This window comes from Arthrobacter sp. 2RAF6, assembly GCF_052115205.1.
Taxonomy (GTDB): Bacteria; Actinomycetota; Actinomycetes; order Actinomycetales; family Micrococcaceae; genus Arthrobacter.
On record NZ_JBFRGF010000007.1, the window covers coordinates 19088 to 38509 of the forward strand.

17 protein-coding genes and 1 pseudogene are annotated in these 19422 nt (G+C 62.5%); 11 read left to right on the plus strand and 7 right to left on the minus strand.

Going from position 1 to position 19422, the window contains the following annotated elements; all coding sequences use genetic code 11:
• Window positions 1–593: 593 nt before the first annotated feature.
• The 4 genes from AB4Z38_RS07365 to AB4Z38_RS07380 are packed head-to-tail and all read left to right on the plus strand — an operon-like array spanning window position 594 to window position 4414.
• Entirely contained in the window at window positions 594–1814 is a 1221-nt protein-coding gene (locus AB4Z38_RS07365) for a hydantoinase/oxoprolinase N-terminal domain-containing protein (protein ID WP_441429121.1), read from the plus strand.
• Window positions 1811–2539, plus strand: coding sequence for a DUF917 domain-containing protein (locus AB4Z38_RS07370; RefSeq protein ID WP_441429122.1), 729 nt, complete (start codon window positions 1811–1813; stop codon window positions 2537–2539). The genes AB4Z38_RS07365 and AB4Z38_RS07370 overlap by 4 nt, the downstream gene beginning before the upstream one ends.
• A complete protein-coding gene (locus AB4Z38_RS07375) occupies window positions 2491–2889 on the plus strand; it encodes an S-methyl thiohydantoin desulfurase domain-containing protein (RefSeq protein ID WP_441429123.1) in 399 nt (132 codons plus the stop codon). Before AB4Z38_RS07370 ends, AB4Z38_RS07375 begins: the two co-directional genes overlap by 49 nt.
• Complete coding sequence (locus AB4Z38_RS07380; protein WP_441429124.1) at window positions 2882–4414, plus strand: PucR family transcriptional regulator; 1533 nt, start codon at window positions 2882–2884, stop codon at window positions 4412–4414. The genes AB4Z38_RS07375 and AB4Z38_RS07380 overlap by 8 nt, the downstream gene beginning before the upstream one ends.
• 122 nt (window positions 4415–4536) lie before the next feature.
• On the opposite strand, the gene AB4Z38_RS07385 is transcribed toward AB4Z38_RS07380, so the two are convergent.
• The 3 genes from AB4Z38_RS07385 to AB4Z38_RS07395 form a co-directional block, all read right to left on the minus strand.
• Window positions 4537–5088: a zinc-binding dehydrogenase gene (locus tag AB4Z38_RS07385; RefSeq protein ID WP_441429125.1), complete on the minus strand. Its 552-nt coding sequence runs from the start codon at window positions 5086–5088 to the stop codon at window positions 4537–4539.
• Window positions 5089–5373: 285 nt separating this feature from the next.
• Window positions 5374–6198: an aspartate/glutamate racemase family protein gene (locus tag AB4Z38_RS07390; protein WP_441429126.1), complete on the minus strand. Its 825-nt coding sequence runs from the start codon at window positions 6196–6198 to the stop codon at window positions 5374–5376.
• Window positions 6195–7547, minus strand: coding sequence for an MFS transporter (locus tag AB4Z38_RS07395; RefSeq protein WP_441429127.1), 1353 nt, complete (start codon window positions 7545–7547; stop codon window positions 6195–6197). The genes AB4Z38_RS07390 and AB4Z38_RS07395 overlap by 4 nt, the downstream gene beginning before the upstream one ends.
• 566 nt (window positions 7548–8113) lie before the next feature.
• On the opposite strand from AB4Z38_RS07395, the gene AB4Z38_RS07400 reads away from it, so the two are divergent.
• From AB4Z38_RS07400 to AB4Z38_RS07415, 4 genes are all read left to right on the plus strand, one after another.
• Window positions 8114–10165 carry a hydantoinase/oxoprolinase family protein gene (locus AB4Z38_RS07400; RefSeq protein WP_441429128.1) on the plus strand — a complete coding sequence of 684 codons (2052 nt, stop codon included), beginning with the start codon at window positions 8114–8116 and terminating at the stop codon, window positions 10163–10165.
• A gap of 9 nt (window positions 10166–10174) precedes the next feature.
• Window positions 10175–11848 carry a hydantoinase B/oxoprolinase family protein gene (locus AB4Z38_RS07405; protein WP_441429129.1) on the plus strand — a complete coding sequence of 558 codons (1674 nt, stop codon included), beginning with the start codon at window positions 10175–10177 and terminating at the stop codon, window positions 11846–11848.
• Between the two features lie 43 nt (window positions 11849–11891).
• The gene (locus AB4Z38_RS07410; protein WP_441429130.1) at window positions 11892–12347 is read left to right on the plus strand and encodes a GAF domain-containing protein; all 456 of its coding nucleotides are present in this window, start codon (window positions 11892–11894) and stop codon (window positions 12345–12347) included.
• A 63-nt stretch (window positions 12348–12410) separates the two neighbouring features.
• On the plus strand, window positions 12411–13664 hold the full coding sequence (locus tag AB4Z38_RS07415; protein WP_441429131.1) for an amidohydrolase family protein: 1254 nt from the start codon (window positions 12411–12413) through the stop codon (window positions 13662–13664).
• On the opposite strand, the gene AB4Z38_RS07420 is transcribed toward AB4Z38_RS07415, so the two are convergent.
• Together AB4Z38_RS07420 and AB4Z38_RS07425 are read right to left on the minus strand one after the other, a co-directional pair.
• On the minus strand, window positions 13603–13929 hold the full coding sequence (locus AB4Z38_RS07420) for a substrate-binding domain-containing protein (RefSeq protein ID WP_441429132.1): 327 nt from the start codon (window positions 13927–13929) through the stop codon (window positions 13603–13605). The genes AB4Z38_RS07415 and AB4Z38_RS07420 overlap by 62 nt on opposite strands.
• Window positions 13929–14291, minus strand: coding sequence for a substrate-binding domain-containing protein (locus AB4Z38_RS07425; RefSeq protein WP_441429251.1), 363 nt, complete (start codon window positions 14289–14291; stop codon window positions 13929–13931). The genes AB4Z38_RS07420 and AB4Z38_RS07425 overlap by 1 nt, the downstream gene beginning before the upstream one ends.
• Before the next feature lie 99 nt (window positions 14292–14390).
• On the opposite strand from AB4Z38_RS07425, the pseudogene AB4Z38_RS07430 reads away from it, so the two are divergent.
• A pseudogene (locus AB4Z38_RS07430) lies at window positions 14391–15419 on the plus strand (MFS transporter); the annotation flags it as partial.
• Window positions 15420–15473: 54 nt separating this feature from the next.
• Here AB4Z38_RS07430 and AB4Z38_RS07435 read toward each other — a convergent pair.
• Entirely contained in the window at window positions 15474–15671 is a 198-nt protein-coding gene (locus tag AB4Z38_RS07435; RefSeq protein ID WP_441429133.1) for a hypothetical protein, read from the minus strand.
• Between the two features lie 193 nt (window positions 15672–15864).
• A complete protein-coding gene (locus AB4Z38_RS07440; protein ID WP_441429134.1) occupies window positions 15865–16848 on the minus strand; it encodes an AraC family transcriptional regulator in 984 nt (327 codons plus the stop codon).
• A gap of 295 nt (window positions 16849–17143) precedes the next feature.
• Here AB4Z38_RS07440 and AB4Z38_RS07445 point away from each other — a divergent pair, with 295 nt between their 5' ends.
• Together AB4Z38_RS07445 and AB4Z38_RS07450 are read left to right on the plus strand one after the other, a co-directional pair.
• Window positions 17144–17938, plus strand: a complete 795-nt coding sequence (locus tag AB4Z38_RS07445; protein ID WP_441429135.1) for an SDR family oxidoreductase — start codon at window positions 17144–17146, stop codon at window positions 17936–17938.
• 195 nt (window positions 17939–18133) lie between these two features.
• A complete protein-coding gene (locus AB4Z38_RS07450) occupies window positions 18134–19375 on the plus strand; it encodes a styrene monooxygenase/indole monooxygenase family protein (RefSeq protein WP_441429136.1) in 1242 nt (413 codons plus the stop codon).
• Window positions 19376–19422 lie beyond the last annotated feature (47 nt).

The window sequence follows — 19422 nt, forward strand, 5'->3', positions numbered from 1 at the left end:
ATCATCGAACTTGGACTTCCCGGGGGAACCGGCCCGCAAGTCATCGACCCGGCGCTCATCCCCTTGATTGAGATCATCCCTCTACAGCAACTGGCCCTGAACCTGGCCCTGGGCAGGGGGATCGACCCAGACAAACCTGCCGGGCTGAAGAAGGTCACTAAAACGGTGTGAACGCATTCATTGCCTGGGCGAGGCACGCACTCGCCAGGGCCGTGTTCTTCAAACGGCTCGGGTGAGATTCCGGACCGCGGGTCTGAACAGCAACGGGAACACATCAATCTCACCGCCCGCTACACCTGGCGCAGCACCACCAGATGGGAACAGGCAATCTCAGGCCCTTACGACCACTGGCTAGGCCCTAGCGTGTCATTTTTTCCGTTTTCTGAACCGCACCCCATGAGATGACGGCCAGTGGTGGACCATACATACTTGGAAGATATTCACCACCCCGAAGGTACTCACCGTTTGGCAGACGCCAGGCAGGAAGCTGAACAATGAGAGTAGGACTGCGGCTGCAGGGATCCAGCTGCCGGACCGTTGTACTAGACCGGCGGACTGTAGTTTCCGCCGCTCGGGAGGTGCACGGGGGCAGCTTGTCGGAAGCTTTGGAATCGTCCCTGTCAGGGCTTCGTCGGGAGTTCGGGTCAGGCATCACTCGGATCACTGCCGACGTCGGACGGGTCCTGGTGGAACGGAAACTGGCCGACGTTGTCGCCATCCGCATTTCGCCCCGTCCCCCCGCGGACGCCTTCCACATGACCGTGCTGCCGCCCCTTGTTGAGCCGGCAGTGACCCGGACCGTCCATGTCCGCGGGGGTCACGACCTGCGGGGACGGCCTCTGGCCCGGTTGGACCTGGAGGCGTTCCTTGCCGATCTCCCCAGCATCCTTGCCGGTGACGTACGGAACGTTGCGATCACTTCCGTCGGTTCGACGGCCTCAAAGGACCATGAAACGCGAATAGCCGATGCCATCCTCAGCAACGATAGAGATATGCGGATCAGTATTTCCAGTGATTTCTATTCCAGTGTTTTCCGGGACCGCGACTACACGGCCATCCTTAACAGCGCCCTGATGGAGACGGGGGAAGAGCTGGCAGCGATGCTTGAGGAGGCAGGCCGGCGCCACTTCCCGGCCGCCCGCGTGTCGTTTGCAAAGAACGACGGCGGACGCGCACCTCTGTCACGGCTGACCTTGGCGCCTGTCCACGGGTTGCGGGCCGAGCCCGCGATGGGAATCCTTGGCGCGGCCACGTTGGCGGGAATCCCCGAGGGGGAAGTCATTCTCTGCATGGAGGATGGGGCCACCGTTGGCCACACCCACGGAGGCCTGCCTGTCGCCAGAAGTCTCATTCGCCAAGGATTTGAGGCGAGCCTCGCCAGCAACGCCGCGATTCTCGAGCCATACACCGTCCACCATCCGGTTCGCACAGACATTCCCTCCGTGATTGCCGACCTCCGCGAGTGGCAGGAGAGTGCGGTGCCCTTCGGGCTGGTGCCAACTCTGCCGGGTGCGCAGGACGCAGCACTGGTGGGATCTGCCGTGGCCCCGCTGACGTCGTGGATCGACAGGCTGGAGACCGTCAGCGGCCGGGTTGACCTGAAACGCGTGCAGAATCTCGCCGAAGAGGATGCCCACTCCTCGGCGGTCCAGTTAGGCGCCAGCCCCGGGCAAACCCGCATCCTTGAATCGAACGTCTACGCCATGCCCTACGGCAACCCCGGAATCGTTCGAATCCGGGTCCAAGCGGCAGGAGAAACGTCCGCCGACGAGGAACACGTGCTGCCCGCAGCCGCCCGGGGAACCAACCCATGAGCACCGTACTCACTACCGAGGACATCCGGAACCTCCGCACAGGGGCCCACTTCCTGACCTGCACCATCGACCCGACGGCCATCTACATCTACGCAGAGATGATTCAGCGGGCGATGGAGGACCGGTCATTGGAACTCATCACCGTCGACGAGCTTGCTCCCGACGATCTGGTGGTGGCGGTCGGAATGGTAACGCAAGGCCTTTTCATCGCCGACATGCCTCCCGTGGGCGATGAGTTCCTCGGCTGCATCAGTGCCATCGAAGCCAGTCTCGGCCGGAGGGTGAGGGCGATCTACTCGCTCGCCGCCGCCAACATCAACGGAATCGTTCCTCTGATGGTCGGGCTGCAGTCCTCGCTGCCCGTGATCGATTCCGACCCCATGGGCCGCGTTTTCCCCTTGATCAGCCAGACAACTCTGAACATTGGAAACGTGGCGATCGGCCCTATCGCGCTCATGGGCGTAACCGGGGAACGGGCGGTGGTTGAGGTCGAAAGCCCACAGCGGGCCGAAACGCTGGTGCGTGCACTGGTGACCGAACTCGGCGGGTGGGCAGCCACCGCCATGTATCCGTGTTCCGCACAACAGCTGAAGGAGCATGGCGTCCATGGCTCCATCAGCCGGATGATCCGGATCGGGCAAATCCTCGACGCGAGCACTCCAGTTGAGAGCTGTTGTTGCTCGCCGATCTCCTGGACGCCACGCGCATCGCCCGGGCCCGCGTGAGCCACATCGAAAGCCTCTCCCGGCCCACCGACCTCGGCCTGCCGGCGCAGCCATCCAGCCTAACGCTCGAAGACGAAACCACCGGACGCATCGTCCGTCTTGAAATCCAGAATGAGATCCTGCTGGTCCTCGTGGATGGTGCGGTAACAGCAGCCGTCCCGGACATGGTGACGCTACTCAATTCCGAGCAGGGCACGGTGGTCAACATCGACGACGTCCAGGTGGGCGACGTCATCGACATAGTGAAGATCACGGCAGCGGCGCAGTGGTACACGGAGGCAGGGCTAGATCTCACCGAGCCAAAGGCCTTCGGCATTCCGATCGCGCACCCAAGGCGGCGACATGCGTAGATCGAAAAATGAAACCCGCCTCGATGTCGCCGGGCTATTGGCGCACGGCTCCCTCCGTGGCACCACGCCGCTATATCTCACTCCATCCAGCGGGCTGATAGAAAGTGTTGTTCTCGTCTCCCAGCTTGAGGCAATCCGGCAGGTGCGGCCCAATACTGTGGTGGTCCTCTCCTCAGAGATGGGATCAGGGGGTTGGCTTGTGTCCGCGGCGCTGCGACACGCCTGGGAGCGGCGGGCCAGCGCCGTCGTCGTGGCCGGCAGCGCCTATGCAAGCGCGGCGGTCGGACTGGCGGAGCGGTTGGGCATCACGCTGCTGGCCACGGACGGGGAACCTGCAGCGCTTGCCTTGGCACTGGCGGCCGAGATCGGAGCGGCCCTGTCAGTGGTCGATGCGGAACTGGCCAGGGTTGCCCGGACAGTCGCAAGGGACACTACACTCGGTGATGTCCTCAAGACAATTTCCAGGGAATTGGACGGGTCCGGAGTTTCGCTGGAGTACGACGGCGTGGTTCTGGCCTCCGCCGGAATGCCTCCACGGGAAACTGACGAAGTCATCACCGTGGAAGTCGGCGAGGCCAATAGCGCCGTCCGCTTCACCCTCACGGCCCGCGTGCCCACTTCCGGAGTCCACAACCTGCGGCTGGTCCGCTCAATCCTTGAGGTAGCCACCCCCGCGGTGAAGGCTGCCTGGCTGTTGGAGGACCTACTCAGCACTGCCCGGGCCGTTCCCACAGCAGCGATCGCCGGGTTGGATCAGGACCCCGCCGCGTCAGGCGCGGAGTTCGAGGAAAAACACCGACATCTGCTGAACCAGTTGGGCTGGCGCGAGGGGGAGCCGTATGTGGCCGTGTGGTTCCGCAGCGGGCAGGTGCAAGACCATCGGCCCGAGCTGACGGCCGTGTTGCGCCTGCTCTGGCGCAAGGCCACAGTACGCAGCCCCTTGGCTGAGGTTCAAGGCGGTTGGCTGACGCTCGTACCGGCCGGAGATCAGGACGCCTCGACCCAGCTCGAAACCCGAACCAGGACACGTCTGGGGCCAGCTCTTGCCGAGCTTGGCCTGGTGGCGGGACTGTCCCGATGGCAGGAGGATGTTCCGGCGCTGGCGTTGATCGTGCGTGAGGCGCGGCTGGCCGCTGAATCCGCCCGGTCAACGGGACCCGGCACGGTTTTAGGCTTCGCCGGCCTCGGGGTGGCCGCGGCCACGACCTTCGTCGACATGGACGCCGTCGCGCTCGTCGCAGAACTATCACTGCCGCGACTGATGACCTCCCCTGACCGCGACGTGATCATTACCGCAGTGGCCGCCTTCCTCGATCACCGCGGCTCGGTCAGCCTCGCTGCGAAATCCCTCAACCTGCACCGGAACACCCTGCAGGCCCGGCTTAACCGGGCACGGGAACTCGGTGTCCCGCTTGATATCCCCTCTGAGCTGCTGTCCGTCCACCTCATCGCCAAAGTGCTGCGGCACGAGTACGGCGCGCGTCGACATCCGTCAGCAGTCCGTGACGGCGCAGTCCATGCCTGAGCCCGACCCCGGTCCGTGCCCGCCGGACTGTTCCACGAACACGGATCCAAGCCGGTCGGGGCTAGCTTATTTCGACGACAATCTTCCCTGACTGTTCGTTCGACTCCATGTAGCGGTAGGCATCAAGGACTTGGTCGAAAGCTAAAGACCCTGTCGACCCTCGGCCGCAGGGCCCCGGAGCTAATCCGCTCAAGGATGAAGTCGACACCCCGCCGCCGCTCATCGGCGCGTCCGACGTGGTTGAACATTGAGTACGGGTGGAATACCGATTGAGTTCTGCACATTGCGGCCATAGGGATGACGGGCTGCAAATCGCTCAGCGTTCCGTATCCGAAAATGACGGCGTTGGGTGCGAGGTGATCGACGTAGGTGCCGCGGGACTCTCCTCCGACTGGATCGAAAGCGACCCGCACGCCTTTGCCATCGGTGGCGCGGTCGATGACCTCGCCGAGGTCGTCGACTCCCACGAGGGCTACTTCGTTTGCGCCGGCCTCGAGGAGGAGCGATCGCTTCTTCTCCGACCGTGTCGTCGCGACCACCTTCGCCCCAAGCGCTCGTGCGATCTCGATGGCGCCAAGCCCGGCCGAACTGGCGGCAGCAGTGACGAGGACTGTGTCTTCGCGTCCGAGATTGGCTGCCTCCGCGAAGGCGAAGTAGGAAGTGAGATATTGCATCCAAACAGAGCAGGCCTGGGCATCCGAAAGTTCCGGTTAGATCTGCCCGGTTGAGAGCGAATGCGGCGACGTTGGGTTGATACATAGGGTCCGTTTGGACATCGCCGTACCTCCGTTTATGCGTGGTGCTGTATGCACGTTTGATTTTGATTGGGTTAGCCGGCGCTGATGCCGCCGGGGTTATGGGAAGGATGCGGTTACCCGTCCCCGCATTGCTGGTGACTGGCAAGGGTTCCCCCGCCTGCCTCGATCATGGGATGTCAAGGCAAGCGAGGACATCGTGATTTACGAGGACACTGTGGTCATTGACACCATGTGTTTTGGCTCGAGAGCCGGGAAGAACCGCTGGCGTTCTTGGGCCGTGGGCCCGTCGTAGCCCAGGCGCTTGCTGTGCGTCCAACCGAACCGACGAACCGAGTCGACGAGCTGCTCGGCGTGTTTGAGCGGGGCCACAGTCGCGTCAATCACGGGTACGCCGATTTCCTCTTGAACCGTTCGGAAGAATCCGAATTCCGCCGTGCAGCCGAGGATGACGACGTCTGCGCCGTCCTGCTCCACGGCCTTGCGGGCTTCGGTCATGATCCGCTTTTCCGTGAGTGCCGGGTCCTCCTGGAAGTCATCGACCCCCATCTCGAGCACGCGCCATGAGGCAAGGCGTTCTGATGCTCCGCAACGATGGACGTTCTCGGCCATCTCGGGAATCCACTTTTTCCGTCCTACGAGGATGGAGAATCGCTCGCCCAGACTTCCGGCGATGCTCAGCGCCGAGTGGGCCGGCCCCACAACCACCATGCGATCGGTGATCTCGCGTGCCGCACGCAGCGCGGGGTCGTAAAAACAGCCGACGACGGCGGCGTCATAGCCTTCTTCTTCCGCCCACCGCACCGTTCGCAACAGCTGTGGAAGCATAAGTGCCTCGAAAGCGTTGTATTCAACGTGGGAGGGGCCTTCTCCGTCAAGGGAAACGACATCAACTTCGGTGCCCGGACGGACTATCTGGCGGAAGGAATCCGCCATCGCCCGGTTGTACGCATCGGTGTAGAGCGGGTTGATCCACAGGATTCTGGCGTTCTCCGAGAGATCGTAGAGGTTGTCGGTGGGGGTGATCATTCCAATTCACTTCCTTCGGTTTCAGGCAAGAACAGGCCGAGGATGACCGTGACAAACAAGAACATGTTGATGAACAGAATTGTCGAGGTGGCTCCGGCGGCGGAGGCTAGGAGGAACCCGACAAGACTCGGTGCGACCGTATTCGCGACGCGCTGACCGAAAATCCCGAACCCGTAACCTGAGCCACGAAGGGCCGAGGGATAGAGCTCGCCCATCCACGTGTCCCAGACACCCCAGGCTCCCAGAGCGAAGAAGGCCAGTGAGAACATGCCGAGATACATCTCGGTCTCGGTTGAGGCTGTCGCGAAGAAGAAGCCGCCGCCAGCCGCGGCGAGGACGTAGATCGTGAATATCCATTTGCGGCCAAAGCGTCCGGTCAGGTAGGAGGCCGTCATGTATCCGGGGATCATGAGGACCGCGCTCAGGGCAATGAAGGCAAAACTCGATGAGGCGCTCAGCCCCCGACCTTCAAGCAATGTTGGCATCCACGATTGAAGTCCCCAGTAGCCCCAAGAGAAGGTGAAGTTGATGAGGACTTGAATGACCGTGATCCGGCCCATCCTCCCCTTGAAGAGGCCCCAGATGGACTGCTTCTTGCCCTCCGAAACGGTGAAAATGGTGCCACGGGAGATGCCGCGTGCTCCCAGATAGTCGAGGACATCGTGCGCCTCTTCGTTCCGCCCCCGCCTCGCGAGCCAGTACGGGGATTCCGGAACGACCTTGTAGAGAACGATGCCCCACAGGCTGGCAAGTGCGCTAACAGCAATGACCCAGCGCCAGCCGTGCCCTCCGATCAGAGCAGCAGTACCGAGGGCGGCCAGGATACCAATCGGCCACCCTGCGGCCAGATAAACTGTGGCCTTTCCGCGGGCCTTAACCGGGAGCAGTTCTTCAAAATAGGGAAAAGTCACAGTGAAGACGCCGGAGAACAACAGCCCGGAGAGGAAGCGGGCCACCGAGAGGGTCTCAAAGTTCGGTGCGAAGCAACTCAGGAGCGTGAAGACGCCATAACCGGCGAAACTCCATGCACACGTGGCTTTCCTACCGATCCGGTCAGAGATGGGCCCCCAGACCAGCGACCCGGGGATCATGCCCAGGAAGAGCGCCGAGATGGCGATTCCTACCTGCGTCGTGCCGACCTGCAGGCTGGTAGCCAGATCACCAGCAACGTAGGTGAGCATGAGCATTTCCCAGGCTTCGATTGCGAAAGCGAAGAAGAGGATCGCGCAGATCTTAAAGTGGATGGACCCGAAAGGCATGTCGCGGAACGCGTGCCCGACGGCCATGGAGCGAGGCGGGCTCGCCGTCCCCGGCGCTTGCCCTGAAATGAGTGGGTCGATGCTGGACATGTCTTGACCTCCGATATTTTGGACAGGATAAGAAGTACACGCGGTGTTTCTGGGCACGGAGAACAGTCCGGATATATTAGGGAATTCACCTCGGAGCAGCTCACCCAAGCCTCCACTCGGAGTAGCTCTTCCTAGCCTCCCGCCGAGTGATTGCACTCACACTACAAATCGAGAACCCCCAGAGAGTGTTCAGCTTGCACTTTTCTGATGTGCCCGTTTGGGCGCTACGCACTACTGTCCAAAACGCGCACCCGTCCGCGCAGGCCAGAATCACTTTCTTGTTGTGAAAGATATTGAACGGATCTCTGTCCGCTGGTTCGAAGGCTTTCGCGACTGACGCCGGGCATTCAACAGGACCCGGCAAAAGTGGCGAACAGACCCGGTCTATTTCTGCCGTTCCTGCCTGCCGCGACTGGAATGGTGCGGGGCGTAACTGCCAACCGTCTTTATGCACTCTGCCCGTCCAGCTTTAGCAGAATGGTGCAGTATGCCCATCGTCTTGGTCGGCCCCGTAGGTAGCGTGATCCCACACACAAAGTGCCATCCAGAATCATGAGGAGATACACATGCCGAATTACAGGGTGTCGATGGATATCGGCGGAACCTTTACGGACATTGTGGCGTACGATCAGGACGCCGGAACCTACGCGGCAACGAAAGCGTCAACCACGCCAGGGAACCTGAGTGCCGGTGTCATCGCAGGCCTCGAATCGATAGTCGATGATCTATCGGACATCGATTTCCTGGTCCACGGCACCACCCAGGGCCTGAATGCGTTCCTCGAACGCCGTGGAGTTCCTGTGCTACTGCTGGCAACGGCCGGTATCGAAGATACCTATCACATCGCCCGCGGCCCCCGTCTTGAGCTCTACAATGCTCAGTACCGCAAGCCTGCCCCGCTGGTCGAGCGCAAGGACGTCATCGGTGTCGGTGGCAGGCTGGACAGTCAAGGCCAGGAACTCCGGCCCTTGGACGAACTGGCAGTCCGCCAAGCAGCGCGCCGGGCAGTGGAGGAGGGCTACGGCGCCGTCGCCGTTGCGTTCCTGTTCAGCTACAAGAACCCCTCGCACGAGCTGAGGGCCCGCGAAATCCTGATCGAGGAACTCGGGGAAGAGTTCACAGTCTCCCTCTCGCACGAAGCAGCCAAGGAATGGCGCGAATACGAACGCACGTCCTCCGCCGTCGTCGAGGCCTACACGGGTCCGGTCGTGCGCAACTACCTCCTGGACTTGGAAGAGAAACTCGCCGACCGGGGAGTGGAAGCCCCGCTGCACATCATGCAGTCCTCCGGCGGCGTTCTTACCGCCGAGTCCGCCCGTAAGCGCCCGCTGCAGACACTGCTTTCCGGCCCCGTCGGCGGTGCCATGGGCGATGTCGAACTGGCCGGTGTCTCGGGAAACCGCAACCTCATCGGTGTGGACATGGGCGGCACATCCTTTGACGTTTCCTTGGTGGTCGACGGTAAGCCGGACGTCTCCACGGAGGCCCACCTTGAAGGTCTGCCGATGCTCATGAGCGTCGTGAACATCCACACCGTCGGCGCTGGCGGCGGCTCCGTCGCCTGGCTCGAAGCCGGTGGCCTGCGGGTGGGACCGCGTTCCGCAGGAGCCAACCCCGGGCCGGCCTGCTACGGCCGCGGCGGGACGGAACCCACCGTTACCGACGCCAACCTGGTGCTCGGTCGAGTCGACCCCGGCTGGTTCGCCGGCGGACAGGTCGCCTTGAACCGTGAAGCCGCGATAACAGCCCTTAGAACAGTCGGCGACCAGCTCGGCCTGGACCCCATCGCCATGGCCGAAGGCATCTGCGACGTCGCCAACTCGCAGATGGCCCAGGCCATCCGGACCATCACCATCTCCCGCGGCATCGAACCCCGCGACTTTGCCCTCGTGGCTTTCGGCGGAGCCGGACCCATGCACGCCGTCTTCCTCGCTAAGGAACTTGGCATCCCGGAAACGGTCGTTCCCCGCTTCCCCGGCGCTTTCTCGGCCTGGGGCATGCTGCAAACCAACATCCGCAAGGACTTTTCCGAACCCTACTTCTTCCTCGATGAAGACATCGATGTGGCAGAGATGGCCGGCATCCTGCGCTCCATGGAAGTTGAAGGCCTGTCGTCACTGGTCTCGGAAGGGGTCCCGGAGGAAAGCCGCGCCACGACGGCGTCCGTGGACGTCCGGTATCAATCGCAGGAGTTCTCCCTGAACGTTCCCCTGACCTCCGCTGACGAACCCGAGTCTCCGGACTTCGTCGCCAACCTCGCTGTCCGCTTCTCCGCGATGTACCACGAGCGGTACGGCCACTCCAACCTCGGCGCCCCAATCGAAATCGTCACGCTGCGCACGCAGGCCGTCGGCGACCTGGGACGGCTGGAAGCTCCCAGTTACGTCACCGCACGGGGCCCGGAGTTCAAGCACGAAATCCGCCGGGTGGTCTTTGACCACGTCGAGCAGGACACCATCGTGGTCCGCCGGGATGACCTCGGCGCCGGCCATACATTCGAAGGACCAGCCATCATCGTGGAGCAGACCGCCACCACCGTGGTTCCCCCAGGGTTCAATGTCAAGGTCGACGAGTTCGGCTCACTGGTCATCCGCTCTGAAGACGTCGAAGGAAACTGAGGTACCAAAATGACAATTGCAGCAGTCAAAACCCTGGATCCCGTCACCGTGGAAATCATCCGCAACGCGCTCACCAGCGCCGCGGATGACATGAACGCCACGCTGATCCGTTCCGCTTACTCACCCATCCTCTACGAGGGCGGGGACTGCGTCGTGGCCCTGCTGGACACCGAACACCGCGTGCTCGGGCAGTCCGCCGGCCTGCCGCTGTTCCTCGGCAACCTCGAAACCTGTTCCATCGCCGTGGAGGAGATGTACGGCCGCGCGGTCTGGCAGGAAGGCGACATCTGGATCCTCAACGACTCATACCTGGGCGGCACCCACCTGAACGATGTGACCCTTTTTGCCCCAATCTTCGACGAAGGCACGGTGGTCGGATTCGCCGCCACCCGTGCGCACTGGATGGACATGGGGTCCAAAGATGTGGGCGGCTCGATGGACTCGACAGATATCTTCCAGGAAGGCTTCAGAATGGGGCCGGTCAAGCTGGTCGAAGCCGGAGTCGAGACATCGGTCGTGGACCTGATCCGGACCAACGTGCGCTTCCCCTACCAGACCATTGGTGACATGCATGCGATGATCGCAGCCCTCCGGATGGGGACCACCCGGATGAAAGAGCTCGTGGGCAGGTACGGGACGGAGCAGCTGGATGCCGCCCGGGATGAGATCTTCCGTCAAACGGAGGAAATTGAGCGTGTGACCGTCCGCAACATCCCGGACGGGGTCTACGAAGCCGAGGGCTTCCTGGACAACGACGGCATCAATTTGGACACTCCCATTCCGATCAGGCTGCGGATCACTGTAGCCGGCGACACCGTTGACTTCGACGTCACCGGATCGGCGGACCAGACTATGGGTCCGGTCAACTGTGGTGCTGCCCAGGCCGTCTCGGCACTGCGCGTGGGCTACAAACTCCTTGTCAGCCCGGAGTCCAACTCCAACGGCGGTTCCTTCCGGCCAATGACCACCCAGGTGCGGTCCGGATCAGTGCTCGGGGCCGTAACGCCGGCCCCGTGCCAGTGGTACTTCTCCCACCTTGGGCTGCTGATCGACCTCGTCTCTAAGGCGATGGCCCCTGCCATGCCGGAACGCGTTGCCAGCGCCAGCCACGGTGACTCAATGATCATCACCGCCGCCGGTTTCGACACCCGCTTCGGCCGGAACTTCGTCACCATGGAAGCAACCCTCGGCGGCTGGGGTGCCTGGGAGGGCACGGATGGTGAATCAGCCATGATCAATAACGTCAACGGCTCCCTCAAGGACCTGCCCATCGAGATGCTGGAAACCCGCTACCCGTTCCGGATCAACGAGTACTCCATCCGCCCCAACTCCGGAGGCCCCGGCCAGTACCGCGGCGGCAACGGCGTGGTGCGCGAATACGAATTCCTGGCCGACTGCGTGGTCGGGCTCTGGTTCGAACGGTCGAAGACTCCCGCCTGGGGGCTCTTCGGCGGATCAGACGCCCAGGGCCCGGAAGTTGTGATTAACCCCGGCCGCGCTGATGAGGTCCGCACGCTGAAGGCGAATGCCCGCAAGGTCACGGCCGGCGACGTCGTCCGCCTCGCCGTGGGCGGGGGCGGCGGCTTCGGAGACGTCTCCAAGCGCTCCCGCGAGGACATCACCTACGACATCGTCAATGGTTTCATCACCGAGGACTTCGCCAAGACGCACTATGGCTACTAAGCCCCACCAGCGGATAGGTTCCCATCCAGAAAGAGAGGACTCCATGAGTTCCCAGTTCGAATCCTTTGACGACGTATATGCCAACGCCATGGAAACAGTCGGCGTCACACTCTTTACCGCCTCTGTCATCGCCGACGATGGCGCCAGTATGGCCCGCGTCTACACCACCCATCCCGATGTCTATCCGGTGGGCGGGAAGAAGACCCTCGCCGGGGACACGAACCCCGGGTGGCTGGAGCAGGTGCTGAACGGACAGCGGCCGTTCCTGGGGGCGGATAAGGAAGCGGTCCGCGCATTCTTCTTTGATTCGGCAACCATCGAGTCACTGGACTGCGGGGCCATCGTCAACGTTCCGGTCGTGAGCAACGGCCAGACTATCGGATCCATGAACTTCCTCGGCCCTGAGGGCAGCTACGACCAGAGTTCGGTGGACGCAGCCGTCGACGTCGCACGGCGGTCTGTCCATCTGCTCGAAGAAGCCCTTACCGCCGTCAACTAGTTCCTTCACGGGCGGGCACCAATTGGGGGCCCGCCCGCGGGGGACAACAGGAAGGAACCGCACGTGACCACTCCGAAAAGCCTGACAATACGGAACGCCCTAATCTTCGACGGTGAATCACCTGAGCTGATTGAGGGCTCTATCAGCATCCGGGACGGCCGGATCACCGCCGTAGGCCGGGAGGTGGAAGAGACCGGTGCCGTCCTTGACGCCGGCGGCCGAACCGTCATTCCAGGACTTATCGATGCGCATTTTCATGCTTACGCGCTCAGCCTGACGTCCGCCAGGAACGAGACGGGGCCACTGAGCTATTCCGCCCTTGCCGGGGCAAGGCGCCTCGCGGCTACACTGCTCCGCGGGTTCACTGCGGTTCGTGACGTAGCCGGTGGTGACGTTGGCCTTGCCAGCGCCATCGAGGAGGGTCTGTACCCTGGTCCGCGCTACTTCTTCACCGGCCCGGCGCTAAGCCAGACAGGCGGCCACGGCGATATCCGGGCCGCGAACCATGGAGGATGCTTCCATGGCGGGCACATGTGCGAAGTGGTGGACGGCGCCGAAGACCTGCTGCGGGCCGTGCGTCACCGGTTTCGCACAGGCGCCTCCGCTATCAAGCTAATGGCCTCCGGAGGGGTCGTTTCACCGGTCGATCCGATTCGGGTTCCGCAGTACAGCGCGGCGGAAATCCGCGTCGTAACGGAAGAGGCTTCCCGCCGGGGCAGCTACGCCACGGCTCACGCATATTCGCCCGAGGCCATTCGCCATTCAGTACTTAACGGGGTTCGCTGCATCGAACACGGCAACCTGCTGGACGCGGAAACCGCCCAGCTAATGGCCGACAATGATGTCTATCTAGTCCCCACCTTGGTGACCTACGAAGCCATGGAACGGCGCGGCAAGGAAGTCGGCCTCACCGAAGTGGGAGCGGCCAAGAACCGGGAAGTGCTGGAGGCGGGGAGGAACGCCGTGGCACTGGCCCGAGATGCCGGGGTCCGGATTGGGTTCGGAACAGACCTCATGGGTGAACTCGAGGATGAGCAACTGGCCGGACTCCGCCTGCAGTCTGAAGTGCTTGGCGTGTACGGCGCCCTCCGCTCGGCAACATCAACCAACGCCGCCCTGCTTCGGCGCGGTGACCTTGGACGCATCGCCGGAGGATCCTGTGCGGACTTGGTTGTGCTCGACGGGAATCCCTTCCATGAACCCTCGATCCTCTGGGATGAAAGCAAGACGCGTACCGTCATCAAGGACGGGCAGATCATCTCCACCGGTACCCTTCGGGGCGCGGCGGGCTCCCCGTTAAACGTTCCCGTTGCCTGAGGAAGCCGGAAGACGGACTTGTGTCTTGCCGATCGATCGGGCGGGCTGGCTGCCGAATCGATGACAGCGGGACAACTGCCGATTGCGCGAAGTCAATGTCGTCGTAGCCGATGATCGCGATGTCCTCCGGGAGTCGCAGCTTACTGTCCTGGAGGATCGACTGCATGGCACCGATGGCCCGGAGGTCGTTGGTGCAGAACAAACCGTCCGGCACTTCTGGCGGACGGCGACGTACAAGCTCTGAGCCGACGCGGCGTCCTGCCATCACGTCCTGCTCAGCGGTGGCAAATATTTCCAGGCTAGCTCCCTGGCAAGGTAGCCGCCGGCCACGTTGTCCATGGACACCGAACTGTATTGGGCGCCGTATTCCGGCCGACCCACAACGACGGCAGTAATCCCGCGCTTCTTCAGCAGCTCAATCCGGTCCGTGATGTCCCCGACGGGCGCGATGAGGAGGCCCTGGACGCGATGCTCTTCAAACAGGTCAATATAGGGGGCCTGCCTTTCAGGACTGTGGTCGCTGTTGCCGACGATGACTGCGCTGCCGTTTTCCAAAGCGTGGTCTTCGGCGCCCCGCGCGACGGCGGTGTAGAAGGGGTTGTCACCGTCCTGGACGATCAGCCCGATGGGGGTGCTGTAGCCGGCCCGGTGCTGGCCGGGACTGAGCGACGCTCCACGATCGAGGGTCCTTGACTGAAGTTCGTGGGGTGACCTGTCACCCCGGCGGCCCTGTCACTGCTCACCACCATGTTCGCCGAAGGGTCGGCCCGCGCCCGCATCCTCGGCCTCAGCGGAGCCCTCATGGCCGCAGGGTTCACCACCGGTGCCGCCCTCGGCGGTGTGCTCGCCGGCTTGGTGAGCTGGCGTTGGGCCTTCTTCATCAACGTCGTCGTCGCCCTGTTCGTCCTGGCCACGGCTCCGTTCGCGCTGACCGACAAGCCCACCGAACGCCGACCCCGCCTTGACGCTCCCGGCGCGATCACCGTCACGCTTGCCCTGGTCTCCCTCGTCTACGGCATCACCACCGCCGGTGAGACCGGATGGGCCGACCCGCTCGCCTGGGGTCCGATCCTTGCAGCGGCGGTCCTGTTCGCGGTCTTCCTGCGGATCGAATCCCGTGTCCCCGAACCCCTCCTCGCCCCGGCGCTGCTGAAGCGCCGGAACATCGCCTGGGGCAACTTCGCCGGGCTCCTGGCTTTCGCGACCGAGACCTCGTTGGTGTTCCCGCTCACTCTCTACCTGCAGGAAACCCTCGGATTCAACGCCGTCACCGCAGGCCTGATCTTCGCCTGGCTCGGCATCGGGACCGTCCTCGGCGGACTCATCGCTCCGAAAGTCATCGGAAAGACCAACGCCAAGAATGCAATCGTTATCGGCTTCATCATCCAGGGCGCCGCGACCCTCCCGCTCGCCTTCGTCTCCGACAACCAGACCTGGGTCATTCCGCTGCTGGCCGTCACCTTCATCGGCGGCGTGGCCAACCTTGTCGCGATCGTCGGCTACACCGTCGCTTCCACCACCGGAGTGCCGGCCGAACATCAGGGCCTCGCCACCGGCCTGATCACGATGAGCCAGCAGGTCGGCATCACTCTCGGTACCCCGGTCATGTCGGCAATCGTGACTGCCTTCGCTGCCTCCACGCTCCTTCCCGGGCTCCAGGCAGCAATCTGTATCAACGCTCTCATCTGCATGGTCTCCGCCGTCGTGGTCGCGATCTTCCTGCGACTGCCAGCCAGCAGCCACGCCACTGCCTGAGGACACCACCGACCGCCAGGGTTGACGTGGGGGACCCCGCCGCGGATGCGTCCGTCACCCGCCGAAAAAGTTTGTGGGCCTGACATTTCCTAAGGGTGCTGTCGTGGCCCGGGCGTGCAGCCTGCCGTTAGCTGCTGCGCGCTGGTAGGCGGCCAGTTCCACCGGGCTGTGGCCGATCCAGCCGCCGCCGATCCCGGCTTCGGTGAAGCTAGTGACGCCTTCGGAGGCGTAATGGCGCGTGGCGCGATCCACGCGGCTTCGAACTGACGTGCGTCACACGTGCCGGTTCGCTGCGGCCGGCCGCGCAACTCTTATCGGAAGGGAATCGCGGAGGTGCTAACCGTGACAGCGCCGTCTAACGTGAACATCTCTTCGTTGAAGTGGCCTCCGTACCCTGTTGACTCGAGATCCTAGCGATCGTCAGCAGGGCGTTCCCCTGCGGCTTCTACCTCCGAATGCTCTCAGAGGGCAATTCCCCAAAGGTGTCCAGATACAATGCCGAGAAGCGTCCCTGATGGGAGAATCCGCAGCGCTCCGCTATCGAAATGATGGTTTGCTCGCCCGGCTCCGCCTCGAGAAGCATTTCCCGGGCACGGTCCAGCCGTACCCTGCGCAGCAGTTCCGACGGCGTTGCCCCTGTCTCGGAGCGTAGGGCGAGTTGAAGGGTGCGGACCGAAACCCCGAGGTTCTCCGCCATGTCAGGGACGGCGAGGTCCTCCGATGCATGACGTTCCAAGAGCTCCCTGAAGCGCCGAATTAATCTGCTCTCAGAATCCGGGTTGCGGTCACCGCTTTCCGGGGGCGTGTGGTCCATTGCCAGGAGCAGGCGGGACAGCATGGTGTCCACCAGAAGATTCCGGACAAAAACCGGAGCGGCGACTGGGGTCTCGCTGATCATGTCATCGTGAAGTTCAACGACGGATCTTAGGAAGGCCCGCCCAGCAGCCGTGGCGAGGTTCATTGAATAGCCCAGGTCCAGGGCCTTGCTGGCAGCCTCACCATAGACCTGTTCGGCTATGGTAGCGAGGGCCAGGCGGCGCACGTAGACGATCAAATGGGGGGTTCCTTGATCCCAGGCCATTGAAAAGGGGCGATCGACGGGTGGAACGGTCGCAACTCTGGGGCTGGAATCCACGGTGCTTGAGCCCACGTCCATGCGGGCGTGCCCCTCAAGTGGAATCTGGATCAGATGGAAGCTTTCGAGGCCTTGGGGGTCGATCCTGACGTCTGCCCCGTAGTCCAGGTACTCGATGCCGACGTCTCCTCTGTGCAGGGATCGCAGCTTCATGTCCACGGAGGTTCCACGCGTGCGGGGGACGAGATCGTGGCCGCAGAATAATTTGGCTATCTTTTCGTGCGCGTCATCGACGTCGGTCGCGGCAACGGTGGGGAGGCCCCTCAAGACGTCGCGCGGAAGAATCCTGACCAATGGGCACCTGACTTCCCCGGGTTTCGCTTTTTGGATGAGCCCTGCGCCAAGTGGATATACCGGTTTTCAGGGTGTGAATAGAGTCACTTCTAGGACAAGTATGACGCAGGTCATACAAATGCAACAAAGAATCCACCTAAGCGAGGTGAGCGGAAGTGAAGAACGTCAAGCTCGTGCACGAGCGGCGCGTGGAGTGGGAACGGACTCACCCACGGCCAATCCCGAGGCCGTCCGCGAAGTAAGCGACCGTCCCACCCAAGCAATCAACCATTGATTACCGATGAAAGGTTTGGCGATGTCCGGACTCTCAGGCAGGACCGCGATCGTTACCGGAGGCGTGACAAAGATCGGCCAAGGCGTAGCTGCGGCCCTACGCGACGCGGGCGCCGCCGTCGTCGTCGCAGATATTGACGACGCAGGAGGCGCTCAACTCGATGCTCTCGGCGCTGGCATCCACTTTTCGCTGACTGACATCACCGACGATGCGGCGCTGTCCCGCCTTATGGATGAAACTGTCGCACGGCACGGTAGTGTGGACATCCTTGTCAACCTGGCCTGCACTTATAAGGACGACGGTGCGGAATCCAGCCGGAGCGACTGGATTGAGGCACTCAACGTCAACCTGGTCAGCGCTGTGATGGCCGCAAGGGCCGCGCGGCCCCATCTGAAGGCCTCCGGGCACGGAGCCATCGTCAACTTCACTTCCATCTCCAGTTCGATTGCCCAGACCGGGAGATGGCTTTACCCCGCCAGCAAGGCGGCCCTTGTTCAACTCACCAGAAGCATGGCGGTCGATTTCGCCAAGGACGGCATCAGGGTCAACTCGGTAAGTCCGGGGTGGGTCTGGAGCAACATCATGGATACCCTCAGCAACGGAAACATCGGCAAGACGGATTCTGTGGCCGCGCCCTTCCATGTGCTGAAGAGGGTTGGCCGTCCCGAGGAGATCGGCGACGTGGTCGCCTTCCTCGCAGGTGATCGGGCAAGTTTCGTCACCGGTGCCGACTGGGCGGTCGACGGCGGGTACTCCGCGTTGGGCCCGGAACGCGCCGAGGAAACCATACCCCTGCTCGCGGCTGAAGAGAGGTGAGTGCAAGTGAAGAACGTCAAGGTGGTTCACGAACCGCGCCAGGGATGGGAACAAACCTGCCCAAACCGGCGCCAAGGCCGGCCATCAACTAGTTTCCCGCTCCCAATGGGACTAGATTCCCATACCGTGTTCGCGGCGGCGGGACCGAAATCATTCAGGCATGCCGAGAAAATCTAAGGACAAAGGGGCAACAACATGACACAACGCCATATCACCATCGTTGGAGCAGGGCAGTCGGGGCTGCAACTGGGAATCGGGCTGCTGGATGGCGGGTTCGCCGTAACCATGGTTTCCAACCGAACTCCCGAGGAAATCCGGGAGGGCAAGGTCTCCTCAAGCCAGTGCATCTTCCACGATGCCCTGGAACATGAACGCAGCCTCGAACTGGATTTCTGGCCGGACGCTCCGACTGTTGACGGGATCTCGTTCACGGTTCCTCATCCTGAAACTCCGGGAGAAAAGGCCATTGGCTGGGCCTCCCGGCTGGACAACCCTGCCAAATCGATTGACCAGCGAGTGAAGTTCCCGCGATTCATGGAAGCCTTTGTTCAACGAGGCGGCGAACTGATTTTTGAGGATGCGGGAGTAGAGGAACTCGAAAGGTACGCCCGGGAATCCGATCTCGTCATTGTCGCTGCGGGCAAGGGCGAAATTGCGCAGCTCTTCACCCGGGACGCCGGGCGAAGCACCTACGACGCACCGCAGCGAGCACTTGCCCTGACGTACGTGAGCGGCATGACGCCCCGGGCGGAATATTCTGCCGTTTCCTTCAACCTCATCCCCGGGGTCGGGGAATACTTCGCCTTCCCCGCGCTGACAACCACGGGGCCCTGCGAGATCATGGTCTTCGAAGGCATTCCAGGCGGCCCGATGGACTGCTGGAAGGGCCTCACGCCGCAGGAGCACTTGGAAACCTCTAAGAACATCCTCAAAGCCTTCCTCCCGTGGGAAGCAGACCGTGCTTCCGGCGTCGAACTCACCGATTCGAACGGTTTCCTGCAGGGACGGTTCCCGCCGACGGTCCGCCACCCCATCGCTACGTTGCCCAGCGGCAGGCACGTGCTGGGCCTGGCCGACGTCGTGGTCCTCAACGATCCAATTACCGGCCAGGGATCCAACAACGCCAGCAAATGCGCGGCTTCCTACCTGAAGAGCATCCAGGAACACGGTGACGGCGTCTTCGACGCTGCCTTTATGCAGGCCACCTTCGAAAACTACTGGAACTACGCGAAGCACGTAGCCCAATGGACAAATGCCCTCCTGGCTCCGCCCCCGCCGCATGTTCTGGAGCTTCTTGGGGCAGCGAACCAGTCGGCGGAAATCGCCAACCGGTTCGTGAACGGCTTCAACAATCCGCCGGATTTCCAGGAGTGGTTCATGTATCCGGACAAGGCGGCCGCCTATTTGGCGAGCGTCGACGCCGCCAGGGTCTCCTAGCCGCCCCTCTGGCTATTTGAAGAACAACGTCGATTGAAGAAAGGCTG

Excerpts from the sequence above, each read along its gene's own strand:
- AB4Z38_RS07405 (WP_441429129.1), top strand. The coding sequence starts at position 10,175 with ATGACAATTGCAGCAGTCAAAACCCTGGATCCCGTCACCGTGGAAATC.
- AB4Z38_RS07395 (WP_441429127.1), bottom strand. The coding sequence starts at position 7,547 with ATGTCCAGCATCGACCCACTCATTTCAGGGCAAGCGCCGGGGACGGCG.
- AB4Z38_RS07445 (WP_441429135.1), top strand. The coding sequence starts at position 17,144 with ATGTCCGGACTCTCAGGCAGGACCGCGATCGTTACCGGAGGCGTGACA.
- AB4Z38_RS07390 (WP_441429126.1), bottom strand. The coding sequence starts at position 6,198 with ATGATCACCCCCACCGACAACCTCTACGATCTCTCGGAGAACGCCAGA.
- AB4Z38_RS07400 (WP_441429128.1), top strand. The coding sequence starts at position 8,114 with ATGCCGAATTACAGGGTGTCGATGGATATCGGCGGAACCTTTACGGAC.
- AB4Z38_RS07380 (WP_441429124.1), top strand. The coding sequence starts at position 2,882 with ATGCGTAGATCGAAAAATGAAACCCGCCTCGATGTCGCCGGGCTATTG.
- AB4Z38_RS07370 (WP_441429122.1), top strand. The coding sequence starts at position 1,811 with ATGAGCACCGTACTCACTACCGAGGACATCCGGAACCTCCGCACAGGG.
- AB4Z38_RS07410 (WP_441429130.1), top strand. The coding sequence starts at position 11,892 with ATGAGTTCCCAGTTCGAATCCTTTGACGACGTATATGCCAACGCCATG.
- AB4Z38_RS07385 (WP_441429125.1), bottom strand. The coding sequence starts at position 5,088 with ATGCAATATCTCACTTCCTACTTCGCCTTCGCGGAGGCAGCCAATCTC.
- AB4Z38_RS07450 (WP_441429136.1), top strand. The coding sequence starts at position 18,134 with ATGACACAACGCCATATCACCATCGTTGGAGCAGGGCAGTCGGGGCTG.
- AB4Z38_RS07420 (WP_441429132.1), bottom strand. The coding sequence starts at position 13,929 with ATGGCAGGACGCCGCGTCGGCTCAGAGCTTGTACGTCGCCGTCCGCCA.